The organism is Vallitalea okinawensis, from assembly GCF_002964605.1.
Classification (GTDB): domain Bacteria; phylum Bacillota; class Clostridia; order Lachnospirales; family PQDH01; genus Vallitalea_A; species Vallitalea_A okinawensis.
The window spans coordinates 482,990-500,649 of the sequence record NZ_PQDH01000002.1 but is presented as its reverse complement, the minus strand read 5'-3'; the positions used below and the strand labels follow the sequence as shown (position 1 = coordinate 500,649).

General features: G+C 32.9%; 15 protein-coding genes. 12 read left to right on the top strand and 3 right to left on the bottom strand.

From position 1 onward, the window contains the following. The first annotated feature begins 152 nt into the window (after positions 1 to 152). The 11 genes from C1Y58_RS07345 (at position 153) to C1Y58_RS07295 (ending at position 13,634) form a co-directional block, all read left to right on the top strand. Positions 153 to 830 (top strand): DUF5680 domain-containing protein, encoded by a 678-nt coding sequence (locus C1Y58_RS07345; RefSeq protein WP_105615363.1) that lies wholly within the window; start codon positions 153 to 155, stop codon positions 828 to 830. Between the two features lie 154 nt (positions 831 to 984). Next, the gene (locus C1Y58_RS07340) at positions 985 to 1,836 is read left to right on the top strand and encodes a PocR ligand-binding domain-containing protein (RefSeq protein WP_170311547.1); all 852 of its coding nucleotides are present in this window, start codon (positions 985 to 987) and stop codon (positions 1,834 to 1,836) included. 96 nt (positions 1,837 to 1,932) lie between these two features. Further along, the gene (locus tag C1Y58_RS07335; RefSeq protein WP_105615361.1) at positions 1,933 to 2,976 is read left to right on the top strand and encodes a uroporphyrinogen decarboxylase family protein; all 1,044 of its coding nucleotides are present in this window, start codon (positions 1,933 to 1,935) and stop codon (positions 2,974 to 2,976) included. A gap of 401 nt (positions 2,977 to 3,377) precedes the next feature. Next, a complete protein-coding gene (locus tag C1Y58_RS07330) occupies positions 3,378 to 4,709 on the top strand; it encodes a glycoside-pentoside-hexuronide (GPH):cation symporter (RefSeq protein WP_105615360.1) in 1,332 nt (443 codons plus the stop codon). A 193-nt stretch (positions 4,710 to 4,902) separates the two neighbouring features. Beyond that, complete coding sequence (locus C1Y58_RS07325; RefSeq protein ID WP_105615359.1) at positions 4,903 to 5,538, top strand: corrinoid protein; 636 nt, start codon at positions 4,903 to 4,905, stop codon at positions 5,536 to 5,538. Positions 5,539 to 5,672: 134 nt separating this feature from the next. Then, positions 5,673 to 7,025, top strand: coding sequence for a uroporphyrinogen decarboxylase family protein (locus tag C1Y58_RS07320; protein WP_105615358.1), 1,353 nt, complete (start codon positions 5,673 to 5,675; stop codon positions 7,023 to 7,025). Between the two features lie 42 nt (positions 7,026 to 7,067). Next, positions 7,068 to 9,416: an ASKHA domain-containing protein gene (locus C1Y58_RS07315; RefSeq protein WP_105615357.1), complete on the top strand. Its 2,349-nt coding sequence runs from the start codon at positions 7,068 to 7,070 to the stop codon at positions 9,414 to 9,416. A gap of 31 nt (positions 9,417 to 9,447) precedes the next feature. Next, positions 9,448 to 10,383, top strand: coding sequence for a GTP-binding protein (locus C1Y58_RS07310; RefSeq protein ID WP_105615356.1), 936 nt, complete (start codon positions 9,448 to 9,450; stop codon positions 10,381 to 10,383). A gap of 131 nt (positions 10,384 to 10,514) precedes the next feature. After that, the gene (locus C1Y58_RS07305) at positions 10,515 to 11,780 is read left to right on the top strand and encodes an AraC family transcriptional regulator (RefSeq protein ID WP_105615355.1); all 1,266 of its coding nucleotides are present in this window, start codon (positions 10,515 to 10,517) and stop codon (positions 11,778 to 11,780) included. Between the two features lie 238 nt (positions 11,781 to 12,018). Next, positions 12,019 to 12,657: a cobalamin B12-binding domain-containing protein gene (locus C1Y58_RS07300; protein ID WP_105615354.1), complete on the top strand. Its 639-nt coding sequence runs from the start codon at positions 12,019 to 12,021 to the stop codon at positions 12,655 to 12,657. A 260-nt stretch (positions 12,658 to 12,917) separates the two neighbouring features. After that, entirely contained in the window at positions 12,918 to 13,634 is a 717-nt protein-coding gene (locus C1Y58_RS07295) for a DNA alkylation repair protein (RefSeq protein ID WP_105615353.1), read from the top strand. 52 nt (positions 13,635 to 13,686) lie between these two features. Here the strand turns inward: C1Y58_RS07295 and C1Y58_RS07290 are convergent, their stop codons facing one another. Further along, positions 13,687 to 14,940: an MDR family MFS transporter gene (locus C1Y58_RS07290; RefSeq protein WP_170311546.1), complete on the bottom strand. Its 1,254-nt coding sequence runs from the start codon at positions 14,938 to 14,940 to the stop codon at positions 13,687 to 13,689. A gap of 192 nt (positions 14,941 to 15,132) precedes the next feature. Beyond that, positions 15,133 to 16,104, bottom strand: a complete 972-nt coding sequence (locus tag C1Y58_RS07285) for an ArsR/SmtB family transcription factor (RefSeq protein WP_105615351.1) — start codon at positions 16,102 to 16,104, stop codon at positions 15,133 to 15,135. Positions 16,105 to 16,295: 191 nt separating this feature from the next. Here C1Y58_RS07285 and C1Y58_RS07280 point away from each other — a divergent pair, with 191 nt between their 5' ends. Beyond that, entirely contained in the window at positions 16,296 to 16,925 is a 630-nt protein-coding gene (locus C1Y58_RS07280) for a TetR/AcrR family transcriptional regulator (protein ID WP_105615350.1), read from the top strand. 55 nt (positions 16,926 to 16,980) lie between these two features. Here the strand turns inward: C1Y58_RS07280 and C1Y58_RS07275 are convergent, their stop codons facing one another. Continuing rightward, a complete protein-coding gene (locus C1Y58_RS07275) occupies positions 16,981 to 17,586 on the bottom strand; it encodes a carbonic anhydrase (RefSeq protein WP_105615349.1) in 606 nt (201 codons plus the stop codon). Positions 17,587 to 17,660 lie beyond the last annotated feature (74 nt).

Here is a 17,660-nt window from a genome sequence, read left to right as displayed (position 1 = left end):
CTATACTGGGTAGCCGTACTGGTTGCCCAATTTTCAGTAAGTCTAATTACTACGGTTATGACATAAAGCAACTGAAAGTTGGCATGTTTGTTAAGGATGGTTGGTAGAAATGGGGCTTTCTTTCTTGTATACTCTTAATAGAGGTGATGGAGATGAAATTTCAAGATCAATTACAATTATTAAGAAAACAAAAAATAATGTCTCAGGAAAAGTTGGCTGAGGCAATAGGGATTTCAAGACAAGCCGTAGCCAAATGGGAAGCAGGTCAGTCATTCCCTGACATGAATAATTTAATTGCTCTAAGTGGTCTTTTTAGAGTAAGTATTGATAAGCTTGTTAAAGAGGATGATCAAAATTGTTCCTATGATTATATAGAGCAGCAGGATTATATCAAGGATGATGTAATAGATTTCTTATGCCATGCTAAAAGAGTTACTTATGCTGGTAAAGGAGCTGAGATAACTTCAACGAGACCTCATTCACATGATTTGCAATATGTGAAAAACAATCTTAAATACATTGACACCTATTTAGGAGGAGAGAAATTTGCTGGAGAAGAAGCGCTTTGGTGTGATGATTTACCTTTTTGGTCTATGAACTATATTGGACGGATTTTAGCAGATGGTTTTTCAGGTGATTTTCTTAAAGAATGTTTGTTGTTAGTACCAAAAGAATATCCATATCGTGGACCTTTAGTACATCAAAACGGTGATTATAAATATCACTGTGTCATTAATGGAGAATTCCAATGGTTTAATGGCTATGAAGAAATATTTTATAATGATATGAAAGTTTATGAATGTATTTTTCATGGAGGCGCTATTAAATAATAGGATTTAATCGTAAATCCTTAAATTGAAAGTAATTATTTTATAGTTGCTTCGTTAGAATGGACATAATATTACCATTTATGACTATATAGTCATAGTATGGAGCAGATGTCATTGATATAATAGAACTATCATAATGAATTAGGTGATGGTTATGAAAAAAGATATCATTGATGATGCTATAGAAAAAATTAATATCTTTTCAACTTCTACAGGTTTGGAAGGTCGACTTATTGATAAGTGTGGCAAGACTTTATATGCAAGTTTTGATCAAAATAACAGATGTAAGGTTTGTGATTGTATTGACAGGAAGAGGTGTGAGGAATCACATCTCTTTGGTGCTTATCAAGCTGAACTCTTTGGAGGCAGTTATATTTTCTTTTGCCCCATCGGTCTAGTTCATTTTGCCAGTCCAATAATCATTCAGCAAGAGATGGTAGGAGCTATTCTTGGGGGGCATGTATTAATGACACCCCCTGATGATTATCTTTATACAAACTTATTAAAGTACCAACTCGATATGGAAGAAATTAAGCTATCTTTTTCCAAAATAAAAATACAGGATACTAAAAAGGTATTAGCCTTATCTCAATTATTGCAGATACTAGCTGAGCAAGTATCAGATAGTACTTTTAGAAATATTCAAAGTAAACTAACAAGTAATATGATTGGCTTAAGTCAGGCAAAACATACGCATGCCATTCATAAAGCTATGCATTATATTCAAACCAATTACATGAATAAATTGACATTAAATGATATAGCTGAACATGTTCATTTTACACCACCATATTTTTGTAAGATATTTAAAGAAGAAACAGGCTATTCTTTTAATAAACATCTCAATAAGGTTAGGATTGAAAAAAGTTTAGATTTATTAGAAGAGGGGATACCTCAATCAGAGATTGCGTACTTAGTTGGGTTTAGTGATCAAAGTCATTATTCAAGACATTTTAAACAAGTGATGAACATGAGTCCTAGAGAATATAAAAATCAACATCATTAAATCTATACATGAAATATTAATTTTATACAATAATTCATCTTTATGTTCTTTTATAATAGTGTCAATAATGATTTACAAAGAACATGGAGGGATACAATGAATTCATTGGAGAGAGTATCATTAGCCTTACAACATAAAGAAGCAGACCGAGTACCTATATATCCTTTGCTTAATAGTGTAGCAAGAAAACTAATAGGAGCGACATATGATCAGTTAGCTTTGGATGCTGAGATTTGTGCTGAAGCATATATTAAGTTAACAGAAGAATATGATTTAGATGTTATTTGTACACTTACTGATTTATCCATAGAGGCAGCTGACTTTGGTGCCAAAATCATATACGATAAAGAGGAAGCAGCTTTTCCAGATAAAGATTTCCGCTATATTCAATCTTCCGAAGACTATAAAAAAATTAAACCTATTAATGTTGAAACTGGGAAGCGTATGATGGAGCATATTAAGTTATGTAAGCTCTTGATGGAGGCAAAGGGACATGAGACCCCTATAGTGGCATTTGCTTTTGGACCGTTAGGAGTTTTAAGTATGCTAAGAGGTCAACAAGAATTATTTATGGATTTAATTATGCACCCGGAAGAAGTTAAAGAAGCTTTAGCAGCTATCAATAAAACATTAATGGATTATGCTGATCTGATGATGGATACAGGTGTTCATGCCATAATGTATGATACACTCTATGCTTCACAATCAATATTAAGTAAAGAAATGTGGGATGAATTCGAAGGACCCTATGTAGAAGAATTAGCCAATCACGTTCACCAGCGAGGTTGTATGGTGATGATTCATAACTGTGGTAATGGAATCTATTTTGATGTTCAGATTAAGCGTATGCAACCAGAAGCTATTTCTTTCTTACATGTACCTGATGATTGTAAGGACATGAAAGAATGTAAAGAAAAATACGGTCATCAAACAACCTTGATTGGATGCATCGACCCAGGTATAGTTATGACTGGTTCCGTAGATACTGTTATTGAACAAGCTAAACGGGATATTGATTTATTTGCAAATGATGGTGGCTTTATCTTGGCTACAGGTTGTGAATATCCATCAAGCCTAGATTTTAAGAAAGCTGAGGCAATAATTGAAGTTGGTAAAACCTATGGAAGATACAATAAGTAACTGTTTAGACAAGTATTTTAATAATGCATTTTAAACTATCTGGGACCCTTAAGGGTTCCTTTTTTTTCTTTTAGGACTTTTTAAAGTGGTTAATAATTTACAAATGGCTGATAAAGATAAATGAGCTTAAAAAGAGATATATCTATTCTAATAGCAATAGATATAAAAATGTAGGAGAGATAATAATAAACTTCAGTCATTTAGATGGTGATTAGTTTTTTACAAAACTAAGCAAAAACAACTTGTATGAATAAGTTGAAAGGTTAGGGCGAGTTGACTGCATAAATTCATCATAATATAATGAGGTTAGTACACAAAGTTGACAAACACAATAACAAGAAAATTTAGAATTAAGTACAATTGGAGGGGTTACTATCAAAGTAGAACAAGGTAAATTAGGAATGATGAGTCACATTGGCTATGGAACAGGTAGTGTAGCCATGAACATTGTATATGGACTAATGAGTTTTTACTTATTAAAATTCTATACAGATGTATTCGGTATTACAGCAGCCTCAGCAGGGACCATGTTCTTTGTAGCACGTGCTTGGGATGCAGTTAATGATCCAATTATGGGTGTAATCGTTGATAAGACGAAATCACGATGGGGTAAATTTAGACCTTACATATTATTTGGAGCAATTCCTATGGGGCTATTTGCTTTTCTTTGTTTTAATACGCCAGATATGAGCCGAGTTGGCAAGCTAGTGTATGCTTATGTTACTTATATAGGATTTGGTATGATCTATACTGTTATAGGTGTACCTTACGGAGCTTTAACATCTGCAATGACACAAGATCTAAAGGCACGTGAAAAGCTCACTTTTTTCCGTTCATTAGGTGCATTATTTGCTACACTACTAATTGTTATATTAGTTATACCACTTACTGAAACAATAGGTAATGGTGATCTCGTTGTTGGTTATAGAATTACAATTGGAATGTTAAGTATATTAGCAACATTATTAATGTTAACAACATTCTTTACATCAAGAGAAATTATAGTAGCTTGTAATGAAGAGGAGGCTCCTAAGTTTAAAGAAAGTATGATTATGGTTAAAAAGAATAAACCTCTAATGATTCTCATCATAATTTTTATACTTACCTTTGCTGTGAACTCAATAACAGGTGCTGTTGGACTTTATTATTTGGATTATTATTTAAATCGTATGGACTTGTACATGATAGTGTCTCTAATGGCTATGGTACCAATTATTTTAGGTCAGCCTTTAGTATTACCGCTGATTAAAAAGTTTGGTAAAAAGAAAATTATGATAGCATGTTGTGCTCTACAAGGGATACTCATGTTTGTTAAATTCATTATTCCACCAAATGCAACCTTATTTATAGTCTTAAGCTTCCTTACAGGTTTATCAGCAGCTCCTTTTGGAACAGTTATTTGGGCTTTTGTACCAGATACTATTGAATACGGAGAGTGGAAAGCAGGGGTTCGGGCTGATGGTTTTGTTAATGCAATTATTGGCTTTGCATTTAAGTTAGGTATGGCTGGTGGCGGGATTATTCCAGGTATAGTCTTAACACTAACTGGGTATGTTCCAAATGTTCCTCAGTCATCATTAGCTTTATGGGGTATTCGAGCTCTAATAGGATTGATCCCTGCAGTTCTTATGTTTATTAGCGTAATAATATTTAAATACTATGATTTAACTGATGATCGGTATAATGAAATTGTAGAAGAACTCAATAAGAAGAAAATTGAATCTGTGGCTTAATTGTCTGTAACAAGCACCTAAAGAGCAATATTTGCTTTAAAGGTGCTTGTTCTCATTTAAACAAAAAGATTGATAATGGCAAACATATTTCATAAAATAGTACAAAAATAAGCAGTATCCTGCTATAAATTTACCAATAAAAAAGTTAAACTTATCACAGATAAATTAAACAATAACTATGGGAGTGAATAAAATGAATGCATTATTAGAAAATATGTCTGAAAAACTACAACAAGGAAATCTACCAGAGGTAGTAAAGTTAGCTGAGCAGGCAGTAGCAGAAGGTATGGGACCATCTGAGATATTAGAAGGACTTCTACATGGTATGAGTATTATTGGTGGAAAGTTCAAAAGAAATGAAGTGTTTGTTCCTGAAGTACTTATTGCAGCCCGTGCAATGAATGGTGGTTTAGATGTTATCAAGCCATTATTAGCCGATGAAGGTATTGAGCCTGTAGGTAAAGTTGTTTTAGGTACTGTAAAAGGTGACTTACATGATATTGGTAAGAACCTTGTTAAAATGATGCTAGTTGGTGCAGGTCTTGAAGTTATTGACTTAGGTGTTGATGTATCACCGGATAAATACATAACCGCAATTGAAGAGAATAACCCTGACATCGTTGCTATGTCAGCACTATTAACAACAACTATGCCAAATATGAAACTTGTTGTTGAAGCACTTGAAGAAAAGGGCATTAGAGATCAAGTTAAAGTCATGATTGGTGGAGCACCAGTTACAAATGAATACGCTGAAGAGATTGGTGCTGATAGTTATACACCTGATGCAGCGACAGCAGCAGAAGTAGCTCGTGAATTTGTTACAAACTAAAAGTAGTTACATACCTTAAAGTAATTAAGCTACAAAACTATAGAATCAACTCATAGAATAAAAACATTATGAAAAAGATTAAAGCAATAACGTTATAAAAAGAATAAAAAAATCATAAAAGGAGCGACTTATATATGACTGGGAAAGAGAGAGTACAAGCAATTATGAAGCAACAAGTTGTAGATAGAATACCTTGGGTACCTTTTGTAGGCGTTCATGCTGGTTCTATCTTAGGTTATACAGCAGAAGAAGTACTTAAAGACGCTGATAAATTATTTGACTCGTTAATGGAAGCATATAAATTATACCAACCTGATGGTATGCCAGTAATTTTTGATTTACAAATTGAAGCTGAAATTCTTGGATGTGAGCTTGTATGGGCTGATGATTGTCCACCATCTGTTAAATCTCATCCATGTTCAGATGAAGCTAAAATTCCTTGCCAGTGCTTAATGCCCAAAAAAGAAAGTGGTCGTATCCCTCTTGTTTTAGATGTTATGAAACGAATGAAAGATTCTGTTGGTGATACTACTGCACTATATGGATTAATCTGTGGACCTTTTACATTAGCATCACATATTAGAGGTAATAATATTTTCATGGATATGATTCTTGATGAATCTTATGTGTTAAAACTTATGGAATTCTGTACTGAAGTTGTGTTAAAGATGGTTGATTACTATACAGAAGCTGGTATGGATGTCATTGCTATTGTTGATCCGTTAGTATCACAAATTTCACCAGAGCATTTTACATCACTTTGTCACGAGTCTTTCTCAACAATCTTTAGTCATATAAAAATGAAAGGTGCTCTTTCTTCATTCTTTGTTTGTGGTAATGCAACTCGCCAAATTGAAGTTATGTGTAAGACTAAGCCAGATAGTATCTCAATTGATGAAAATGTTGTTATGGCAGAAGCTAAAGCGATCACCGATTCTTATGGGGTTACTATTGGTGGTAACATTCCTTTAACAACTTTGATGTTGCATGGATCACAACAAGATAATATGAAGTATGTTGTTGATATGATTGATACAGTTTCTAATGAAAATCTTATTATTTCTCCTGGTTGTGACATGCCTTTTGCAGTTCCAAAAGAGAATACAATAGCTATTAGCCAAGCTATTCGAGAAACTGAATCAGTACGTGAAATGCTTAAGAATTACGAAGCAAAGGGTGAAGATATTGAAGTGGAATTACCTGACTATGCAAGCTTAGATAAGCCATTTATAGAGGTTTTTACACTGGATTCAGCTTCATGTGCAGCTTGTACGTATATGATGCAAGCTATCAACGTGGCAAAAGAGCATTTTGGTGATCGTATCGATACCATTGAATATAAGTTTACTGAAAAGATTAATATAGCTAGATGCAAAAAGATGGGTGTAACTAATTTACCTGCCATTTATATCAATGGTGAGTTAAAGTGGTCCTCTATCATTCCAAGCAAAGAAGAGTTGTTTGAAGTCATTGATAGTTATTGTTAAACATAAATATATCGTCATAGAAACGAGACTAAAGGTGATGAAATGAAAGTTAGTATTCAGCAAAAACTAAATAAAAGCACCGTTTTAAGTATGATGCAGTGTTATAAGAATAGTCCTTGTTATGCGGACTATAGTTTAGCCTATGACGAGATCATTGCAGAGGATTTTTCTAGCTTAACCATAACAGGTTATTATGTCAAGAAAGAGCCTGATAAGAGAATGGATACCGATACAGTATATCAATATTTGATATACTGTATCGTCACATTAGGGGTAGAATTTGATAACCTGGTGAATAAGTATTTTCTGCATAATGATTTTGTAAAAGGTATGATTGTAAATACTATTGGTGATTTTTTACTATTTGAATCAAGTAGAAAACTATATAATCGCATTAAAGGTGAGAGTAAAGCAGAGGGACTTCATATGACGAGTCGATTTGAACCTGGTATGGGTGACATTCCTGTGGAATTTCAAAAACAGATTCTTGATGAAATACATAGTGAATACAAGACGGCTATTACCCTATCCACTGGTTACATGTATGCACCACAAAAAACCTTAGGTTTTTATTATGGAGCCTCACCTGACCTACCGAATAATATTATTGATCACGACTGTCGGAAATGTCAATCACAAGATTGTCACTATAGAAAAGTATTGGTTGATATTAAACAAGGAGATCTATTAACGACAATCCAAGTAAATAAAGGAACCAATCTACTCGATGCTTTGCGATCCCATGATTTATCGGTTCCTGCATTTTGTAATGGTAAAAAAGCTTGCGGTAAGTGTAAGGTTAAACAAGTGGGGGGAGAGCAACTCGTATTATCTTTAGAGGAGAAAGCTCTATTAACAGAGCAAGAAATAAGACAGGGTGTTATACTAGCTTGTTTCCATAATCTTATAAAGGATATTCAAGTGGAGATTGCTGAGGAAAAAGAGACTTCAAACATTGTAGGAGATTACCATGTTAACAAGCCTAAAAAAAGTAAGTATCAGGTAGTGTCAATTGAAGGGTTAGTTGAAGACCCAGAAATCCAGCCTAGTGTAACACAATTAATAAACCAGAAACTAGATAAGGCATATGTGTTTAACCTCCAAACTATAAGGGAGCTTTCACAAGTCAATCATTTAAAAGAGAAGTTATTTCTCTTAATTAAGGATGATTTGGAGGTTATTAAAATTTCTTCAAGCTCCATAAAAGCTTATGGAGTAGCAGTTGATATTGGAACGACAACACTGGTACTTTCTCTCATTGATTTGATGGATTATAGGGAAGTAGATTCTTATAAGATCTCTAATCCACAGGGTGCATATGGCGCAGATGTCATCAGTCGGATCAACTTTGAGATAGAGGATAATACCCATGTACAAGGACGTCTTATTAGAAAGGCAATTCTAGAAGGAATTGATTCTTTAGTAAAAGAAAATAACATTCATGACCAGGATATTGTTGATGTAGTTATTAGCGGTAATACAACTATGCAGTATTTACTCTTAGATATGAATCCTCATAAACTAGCCATAAGCCCTTTTACTACAATGGACTTATCGCTTCATCAATATCAATGGAGTCAAATTTTTAAGAATACTCAAAAGGAGTGTCCAGTAACTCTTTTACCAAGTATATCAGCTTATATTGGTTCAGATATTACCTCTGGTTTTTATTATAGTAATTTGATGAACCAAAAGGGGAATATCTTGTTTATTGACATTGGAACCAATGGAGAGATGGCTCTGAAGGTAGACGATTGCATACTTTGCGCTTCTACAGCTGCAGGACCTGCTCTAGAAGGGGCTAATATTAAATGTGGTATGTCCAGTGTAGAGGGAGCTATTAATCATATACGTTTACAGAATAATGAATTTGAGTATGATGTTATTGGTCATTGTAGCCCTACTGGTATTTGTGGCTCAGCTCTCATAGATTTGATAGGTGAGTTAGCAAGCCATGATTTAATAGAGCCATCTGGTAAAATGGTAAAAGAGCAAGTTGAGATTTATTCTGATGAAGTAAATCATGTTGCTCTTTACCAAGAAGATGTTAGACAATTCCAACTTGCTAAATCGGCTATTGCAGCAGGTGTGGAGGTATTGCTCAAGCATGCAGGTTTAGACTATACTGCTATTGACCATGTCTATTTAGCAGGTGGCTTTGGTAACAATTTAGATATTCATCAGGCGGTTCAATCAGGATTAATCAACTCATTATTAGAAAACAAGGTGAAACTTATAGGAAACAGTTCTTTGGGAGGCTGTGCGAAATTTATCCTTGAGTATAAGAGTAAAGAATCCTTTAGAGAGATACAACAGATGTGTAAGTATATAGAATTATCCATGGATGTTCACTTCAATAAAGCTTATATTGATCATATGTTCTTTCAATGAAATAAAAAAAGAATGAGAGTAGAAGGCTAGGGTGAGTAAATTGACTAAAATATATCTTATAACAGGTTTTTTAGGTTCAGGTAAAACAACATTTCTTCAGAAGCAATTAGAACAGCAGAGTCATAAAGTTGGTGTTCTTATGAATGAGTTTGGCAAAACGAGTATTGATGGCACTCTGGTTGAAGAGCAGGATATGGATATGATCGAACTGACGAATGGGTCTATTTTCTGCAGTTGCCTTAAGGACCATTTTATAGAGGGATTAAAGGAACTCATATCAAGAAATCTGGATTGTATCTACATTGAGAGTTCAGGATTAGCTGATCCATCTAATATGGTAACCATTGTAGACTTATTACGGAAGCAATGTAGATACAATTTTACTTATATTGGAGCCATTTGTATGGTGGACTGTCTCCACTTTTTTAAAGAGTATGAGATGTTGGTTAGTGTTGGTAATCAAATAAGGCACAGTCAGATTATTATTTTAAATAAAGTAGATTTAGTAGAACCATCCAGATTAAATGAGATAAAGGAGTTAATCAATCAATTGAATCAAAAAGCTTATCTAATTGAGACAACATATGGAAATATAACAATTGATCAATTAAGTTTTAAAGCTGAGAGTATGCAAAAGCCAAGTGAAACGTCAAATACAACCAGTAATCGTCCAAGAACCATTACAATTACTGTTAAGGAATCAAATATCGAGATCAATGATATAATAACTCTATTGAAAAGGATTAAAAGTCATTGTTATCGTATTAAAGGTTTACTCACCATGGGAGATAGAACCTATAAGTTAGATGCTGTTCAGGATAAATTAGAGATAAGTGAGTATAGTAAAGATGTTGGTAAGCATCATCAACTTGTCTTAATATCGAGTATAGGTACAAAGTTAATTCGAATTATACAAGAAGAGATGCCAAAAGCCCTAGTGGGTCAGATTAATATAAATATTGAATAAATATCAAACTTGTAAAAAGATATTTAATATAGAAAGTTATAATGAACGGGTTTGATTGACAGAGTCAATACTAAATACTATAATGAAGCTAATCGTGTACGTTAACATCGGAAGGAATGTAGGTGATTGGGATGTCTAATGCTTTTAGTGAGAGTGAGTTAGCTCATATTAGGAAACATATAGAAATCTTTCATAAAGTAAGTAACATCAACTGTTCCCTTATTGATGATATGGGTAACACCATCCTATCAGAGGGAGAGTCCTATCATTTTTGTAATATTTTTAAGAAAGAAACAGGAGATAACTGTCCTTGTAATAGTGCTCACCTTTATGGTAGCAAAGAAGCAGAGAAACTAGGTGAATCTTATATTTTTTTCTGCCCTGGTGGATTAGTACATTTTAGTGCTGCCATTGTCATTGGTGAAGTTTTTAGAGGGGCTTTAATAGCTGGTCCTATTCAAATGAATATTTCTGATCCTTTTATAATAGATAACTTGATTAAAGTCTATGATTTACCTATGTCCTTAAGAGGAATCTTACAATTGAATTATAAAATGATTCCTCTAATACCACCTGATCAAGTACACTACCTTTCTGAATTACTTTACATACTTACTAAGGATATCATGGGAGAGCAAGGTAAAACACTGGAGAAGAAAAAAGCCTTTTATTTAGAACAGAAAATTATTAACGAAAATATTCAAGAAATAAAGGAAAGTACAGATGTTACTTTTAAAACCTATCCTATTGAACTAGAAAAACAATTAAGTGGGAAGATACGTGTTGGAGATTTACAAGGGGCCAAAGCCATACTCAATGAGATTTTAGGCTATATTATGTTTAAACATGGTGGTAATAAATCTCTAGTTATTTCACTCATTATTGAATTAGTGGTGGTTATGTCAAGAGCTGCTGTAGATGGTGGAGGGAACTTTGAAGATATTATCAAGCATAATGTGAAGTTTTATGAGACAGCATCAAAGGTTAATGATATAGAGGAGTTATGTGTGTGGATTGTTGATGTTCTTGAAAGATTTACAGCATTTGTCTTTAAATTGGATCAAGATAATGTGGATAATGTGCAGATTATTAATAAAGCATTACAATACATCAATAGTAACTACAGTACGAGTATTTCTCTTGAGGAAATTGCAAGCCATGTAGGATTAAGTCCCACATATTTTAGTCGTTTTTTCAGAAAAGAAACCAGTATGAAGTTTTGTGACTATTTAAATATGGTTCGAGTAGAAGAAAGTAAAAAATATTTATTGGATATACATTATAGTATCAGTGATATTGCAATTATGGTTGGATTTAGTGATCAGAGTTATTTTACAAAGGTTTTCAAAAACTATGAGAAGTTATCACCAGGAAAATATCGAAAGATGTATCTCTAGTAAGTGTAGCCCTATGTTGATACAGTACTAAATTTATGATAAAGTTTTCAGAAAGATTATAAATGATTTTAACTATAAAAGTAGTTTTACAGATGAATATGAGATTCATCAAAACATTGAAATACTTTTGTTAGAAATTTCAATACTAAAAATTATTGTGACTTAATATTCTATTTTGTGATAGATTTATAAAGTATTGCTAAGATAACAGTAGAGTTATATATAGGAGGGCATTTTATTGGATGATATATTATCTGGAATTTATGAATATGTACAAAAAGGGCAATCTATAAAGGTACGGGAACTAACAATTACTGCTCTTAATGCAGGTCATCATTATACAGAGATTATCGATACTCTCCTTGAAGCTATGAATGTTATTGGAACAAAATTTAAAAGAAATGATATTTATGTACCAGAAGTTCTAATTGCATCGAGAGCTTTTAATATTGCTCTGGATATCATTAAACCTCTAATTGATGAAAACAGTAATATATATGTTGGGAAGGTAGTCATAGGCACAGTTGAAGGTGATCTTCATGATATTGGTAAGAATCTAGTAAAAATGATGCTAGGAGGTTTAGGCTATGAAGTAATAGACCTTGGTACCAATATATCTCCTAGACAATTTGCTGATGCTGTTATAGAACATAATCCTGATATACTGGCTATGTCAGCACTTTTAACAACGACGATGATTAATATGAAGCGAACAATTCAATTACTCACAAAGGAAGGTCTTAGAGATAAAGTAAAGATTTTCATAGGTGGAGCTCCTGTAACATCTAATTATGCTAGAGCCATAGGGGCAGATGTTTATTCAACAGATGCCATGAGCGCTGTTGAGAAAGCAAGAGAAATAAAGGAAGAACAATAGCTGATTTGAGCAACAAAAAATGAATAATCCAAGTCTATATGAAGTCTGTAGGATGAGTGTTAATGACTGGTCCTATAGGCTTTTTACAGTGTATGGAAGAAAAAATGACTTGGTTGTTTTTCATATAGGTTTGGAATAAAGCACAACAGTTACATGATAGCGAACCTTTAGTAGTTTGACATTGAAAAAGAGTTGCTTTATAATAATTATATAAGAAATGTTATTAGTTGATAATTTTAGTTAATTGAGAGGTGAGTAGTATGACTTTACCTGATGTAATGATGGAACTGGAATTGATGGGAACAGAGCAGACTAGGAAAATATATAAAAACCATGGTGGTAAAGACCCAATGTTTGGTGTTAAGATAGGTGACCTCAAAAAACTTATCAAAAAGATTAAAAAAGATCATCAATTGGGCTTAGAATTATTTAAGACTGGTAACTATGATGCTATGTATCTGGCTCAATATATTGTAGATCCAAAGATGATAACCAAAGAAATATTAGATGAGTGGCTCTTGGATGCCAATAGTTATATGATTAATGAGTATGTTGTTAGTAGAGTAGCAGCAGAGAGTCCTGTTGCATTACCATGTATTCATGATTGGATTGATCAAGAAGGAGAAGAGAATAAACAGAAACGGGCAGCAGCTTATTCAGCTTATGGTAATTATATATCCATTGTACCTAATGAGCAATTGGATTATGAAGAAATTAGACAAGTTATGAATCATATTAAAGCCAAGATTCATGAAGAAAATAATCGTGTCAAGTACACCATGAATAACTTTATTATTTGTGCTGGATCCTTTATCCCAGAATTAACAGATGAAGCATTAGCGATTGCTGAAGAGATAGGGAAAGTTAACGTGTATATGGGCAAGACTTCCTGTAAAGTACCTCCAGCAACTGAATCAATTATGAAAATAAAGGATATGGGACGTTTAGGTAAGAAGAGGAAAAAAGCTATTTGTTAGTCAAAAAGATCAAGCATCTATCTCAAAGTGTGATGCTTGATCTTTTATACTGTTAACGGATCTTTAGGCTCTTTTGCATTTCAGTCTCTTCGCTTTTGAATAGGATTATTACTAACCCTAGTATAACCAATCCTACTAGAGCTGTTAAAGCCCAGCCTTGACTATAGTGCCGACCTGTAAGATAGCTACCCATTATCCATGGACCTAATGAACGACCTCCACTTTGTAATACGTCTTTAAAAGCAATAAAACGCCCTCTGTGGTTAACTGGTGTATGATTTGATACGTAAACACCTGTATTAACCATTCCTATAATTTCCCCAGAAGTCCATATAATAACAGAAATGAAGAATGGCCATAGTGTAGAGCTAAAAGCTAACATACCAAAACCAATAATGTAGGCTATAACAGAAATACCTATATTGACGATGGGCTTATTCCTACTAGTTAATTGTAGTAAAATAGGAGTAAAAATAAGAACGATAATAGTATTAATGGTCATTATGTGACCAAATAATAATGAACCCTTTTCAGGGGAGAGCTCTTCTAAATGAAGAGGCATGATAAAACTATGTTGCTGATAAACAAACCATATCATTGCATTTATTATTATAAAAGCGACGACGTATGGACGATTACATAAAGCTCTAAAACTATTCCCCTTCTCTTCTTTTTCACTTTGACGATAGGATGCGTTAATCTCTTGGATATCATCTTGTGATGGTTTGGTATCCTTTATAAAAAAGATGACCAATAATAAGCTCAAGTAGGATGTTATACCATCTCCCCAAAACAACCATCTCGTATAATTCTCGAATAAATAGCCTGCTAGCATAAAACCAAAAGCTAGACCTAGATTCATCCCTAAATAAAGCAGTGAATAACTCTGCTTTCTGTTTTGGGGTGTAGTAAGATCTGCTGTCATAGCACTTGTTGCTGGTTTTGAAAAGCTCCAAAAGAAATTAGAAAGAATGATAAGATAAGCAACCCAAATAGAATTGCCTAAGAAACCACAAATCATAAAAATGGTCGCGCTTATAGCCCTTGAGGACAATAAAATTCTTTTACGACTATAACGGTCAACTAAAAAACCTGAGATAATGGAACCAGGTAAACTAGCAAAAGTAGCAATTAACATAAAAAAGCCTGCAACTTCTGTATCCAAACCTATGCGTTTTGTTAAAAACATGACTAGTAGGGGATGAACGAACCCACCAACTGAATTTATAAATCGTTGAATAGTAAGTATGTATATTTCTTTTGGCAAACCCCTGTAGTGGTTAAACGAACTCAGTATTGTCTTCATATTCATCAATCCTTTCTTCAGATAAATCAATTGAGAGAATATATGGGATAAGAATCTAATTCTACAAACATCGAATTAGATGTCCATGATATCACGGTAAGAGAGAAGAGTCAAGTCAATATAAGTAATAAATAATAAAAACAGACTCAACATAAATAGGTTTAATATTTATGATAGAGTCTGTTCATCAATCTAATGATCAATTTTGGAAATATATTTTTTCATACCATCAAGCAGTTGATGATACTCGTTATGATTCAAACTAAAATATTTAGTATTTTTATCACGCTCAATGTGCAGTAGCTTCACAGAGTTAAGTTGGTCTAAATGATGACTAACTGTAGAAGGTCCAATACCTAATTCCTGAGCTAATTCTTTACCAAACATAGGTCTTTGGGATAACTTTTTAACCATTTGTAACCGGATACGATCACCTAATATTTTCATAGCTTTCACCAGATATTTTTCATCATAATAGTCATAATCCAAAATGGGATAAGCTAGGATTTGGGTATGGTCATTATAGGTTCGCATAGGAAATCGTTTAAAGAAGTATGAAGGGACAAAATAGAAACTAGTATAAGCATATTGCTTTCTAAATTTTTTCCCCATAATTTCTTGTGATACATTAATGGGCATCATCTTTTGTAACATACTATTAATAATTTTCATCTTTTCTTGATACATATCTGTATGTTTCATTTGAGCAGTTACTATATGATCAAGATCTTGAAAGAGAACTAGTAGTTTTTTAGCAAATGACTCTGTTTCTTGAAAGATGTATTTCATTGATTTTGTATCATTATCCATTGCATTAACATTGACTTTAGCCAACATTTTGATACTATCAAAATCTTTATATAATTGTTTTACTTCTTCAGCAGAAAAAGTATTATCAAATAAGATTGTTAAGAATTCTAACTCATCTAAGTTTTCAAAGTAAGTTTTAAGCTCGTTGTAATTCTCTATTGGATTATGGAGAAAGAACTCAAATAATTCACAGCCTTTCAAATTCAGTCCATGGAATATATTTATTAGTTCAGTATAATCTTTATCCAATGTAAAAGGCTCTTTTTGCTTGGTAATGATACTATGAAGCAAAGCAACCATTTCAATATAGTAACTAGGCTTATGAATCACCTTTAATTCATATTCATTATTCATATAATCACCTGTTCGTAAGAATATCTTATTATAACATCTAATTCGATAGATGTCGAATTCTTAAAACACATACTGCAAAAGCAAGCTACCAAGAAAGTAGCCCCCAAAAAAATAATTGATAAATTTTGGAGGTTAGGTGTATAATGAAGATAGACACAAGTTGTCTATTACTATGAAGGAGTGTTATACTGATGGATGAAAAGTTTAAAAATATAGATTTGGATAATGAAAAAATTAATAGAATCATTAACTGTGCCTTAGAGGAATTTAGTAAGAATAATTTTGAAAAAGCATCAACTAATAACATTGTTAAGGCGGCTAATGTATCCCGTGGATTGATGTATCATTATTTTACTGATAAACAAGAGTTATATGATTTTCTCTTAGAATTCTCTATAACTCAATTAATTAAAACTTTTAACGAGAAATTTTATTGGGAAGAAACTGATTTATTTAGTAGAATTAAGCAATCTTTAAGAATTAAATTAGATGTGTATTTGGAATTCCCTTATATGATGGACTTTTATATTAATAATGTAGATAAAGAATCGAAGGAAAAAATCAGAAATGATGTGATTAAGTCAAATGCTAGTCTTTCAGATATACAGACAAGGTTTTACTTGAAAAATATCGACTTGAGTAAATTTAAGGAGGATATTGATATAGACAAAACCATTAATGTCATTCAGTGGACCATGCAAAAGTGCAGTGATGAGTATCAAGATAAGGTTAGAGCCAATGAGATAGAATTAAATCCGGAAGAATTATTCGAAAATTTAGATCAGTATATTGAATTTCTCAGAGATTTATTTTACAAATAAGATTTAAATAGAATACTTAGATAAATAGCGAGGGTTAATCCCTCGCTATTACTAATTACTGTATTAATTCAAAGATTTGCTTTTCTCTGTTATAATTATAGATTTGTCCTGTACCAATATCATAATACCACCCATAGATGTTAAGCTTCTTATTCTTATAACGTTGTGACACAAATGGATAGGTCAGTAAGTGATTGATCTGCGTAAGTACATTTTTTAGCTCTATTTGTTTGTGATCATCAACACAGTTCTTTGTCGTTTGGGAATCGAAATCAGCCATTTGTATCCATTTCTCAGTAATAGGTACCTCTATGAGTTCATCCTGGTCCTGTGTCATAGCTTTACAACCACCGCAGTTGGAATGGCCACATACTACGATATTTTCTACATTTAACACCTTTGTGGCGTATTCTATTGCTGAGCCAACAGATGGATTCTCATGAATCTTATCAAATGTTGGTATAATGTTAGCTACATTTCGGATGACGAAAAGTTCTCCAGGTATAGTATCAGTTATTATACTGGGAACAATTCTGGAATCACTACAAGTAATAAATAGTGTATGTGGATTTTGATGGTCATTTAATTGATTGTATAGTTGTTCATGATTCTTATATGAAGTGTTCTTAAAATTAATAACACCCTGAAATAATGTATTCAATATATCACTCCTCAGAAAGAGGGTAGCATATTCTGAAGCTTCTGTAAAGACACATGTCAATAATTAATGTAGAA

Bases quoted from the DNA above. Each gene is read 5' to 3' on its own strand.
- C1Y58_RS07345 (WP_105615363.1), top strand. From the start codon at position 153: ATGAAATTTCAAGATCAATTACAATTATTAAGAAAACAAAAAATAATG.
- C1Y58_RS07340 (WP_170311547.1), top strand. From the start codon at position 985: ATGAAAAAAGATATCATTGATGATGCTATAGAAAAAATTAATATCTTT.
- C1Y58_RS07335 (WP_105615361.1), top strand. From the start codon at position 1,933: ATGAATTCATTGGAGAGAGTATCATTAGCCTTACAACATAAAGAAGCA.
- C1Y58_RS07330 (WP_105615360.1), top strand. From the start codon at position 3,378: ATGATGAGTCACATTGGCTATGGAACAGGTAGTGTAGCCATGAACATT.
- C1Y58_RS07325 (WP_105615359.1), top strand. From the start codon at position 4,903: ATGAATGCATTATTAGAAAATATGTCTGAAAAACTACAACAAGGAAAT.
- C1Y58_RS07320 (WP_105615358.1), top strand. From the start codon at position 5,673: ATGACTGGGAAAGAGAGAGTACAAGCAATTATGAAGCAACAAGTTGTA.
- C1Y58_RS07315 (WP_105615357.1), top strand. From the start codon at position 7,068: ATGAAAGTTAGTATTCAGCAAAAACTAAATAAAAGCACCGTTTTAAGT.
- C1Y58_RS07305 (WP_105615355.1), top strand. From the start codon at position 10,515: ATGTCTAATGCTTTTAGTGAGAGTGAGTTAGCTCATATTAGGAAACAT.
- C1Y58_RS07295 (WP_105615353.1), top strand. From the start codon at position 12,918: ATGACTTTACCTGATGTAATGATGGAACTGGAATTGATGGGAACAGAG.
- C1Y58_RS07290 (WP_170311546.1), bottom strand. From the start codon at position 14,940: ATGAAGACAATACTGAGTTCGTTTAACCACTACAGGGGTTTGCCAAAA.
- C1Y58_RS07285 (WP_105615351.1), bottom strand. From the start codon at position 16,104: ATGAATAATGAATATGAATTAAAGGTGATTCATAAGCCTAGTTACTAT.
- C1Y58_RS07280 (WP_105615350.1), top strand. From the start codon at position 16,296: ATGGATGAAAAGTTTAAAAATATAGATTTGGATAATGAAAAAATTAAT.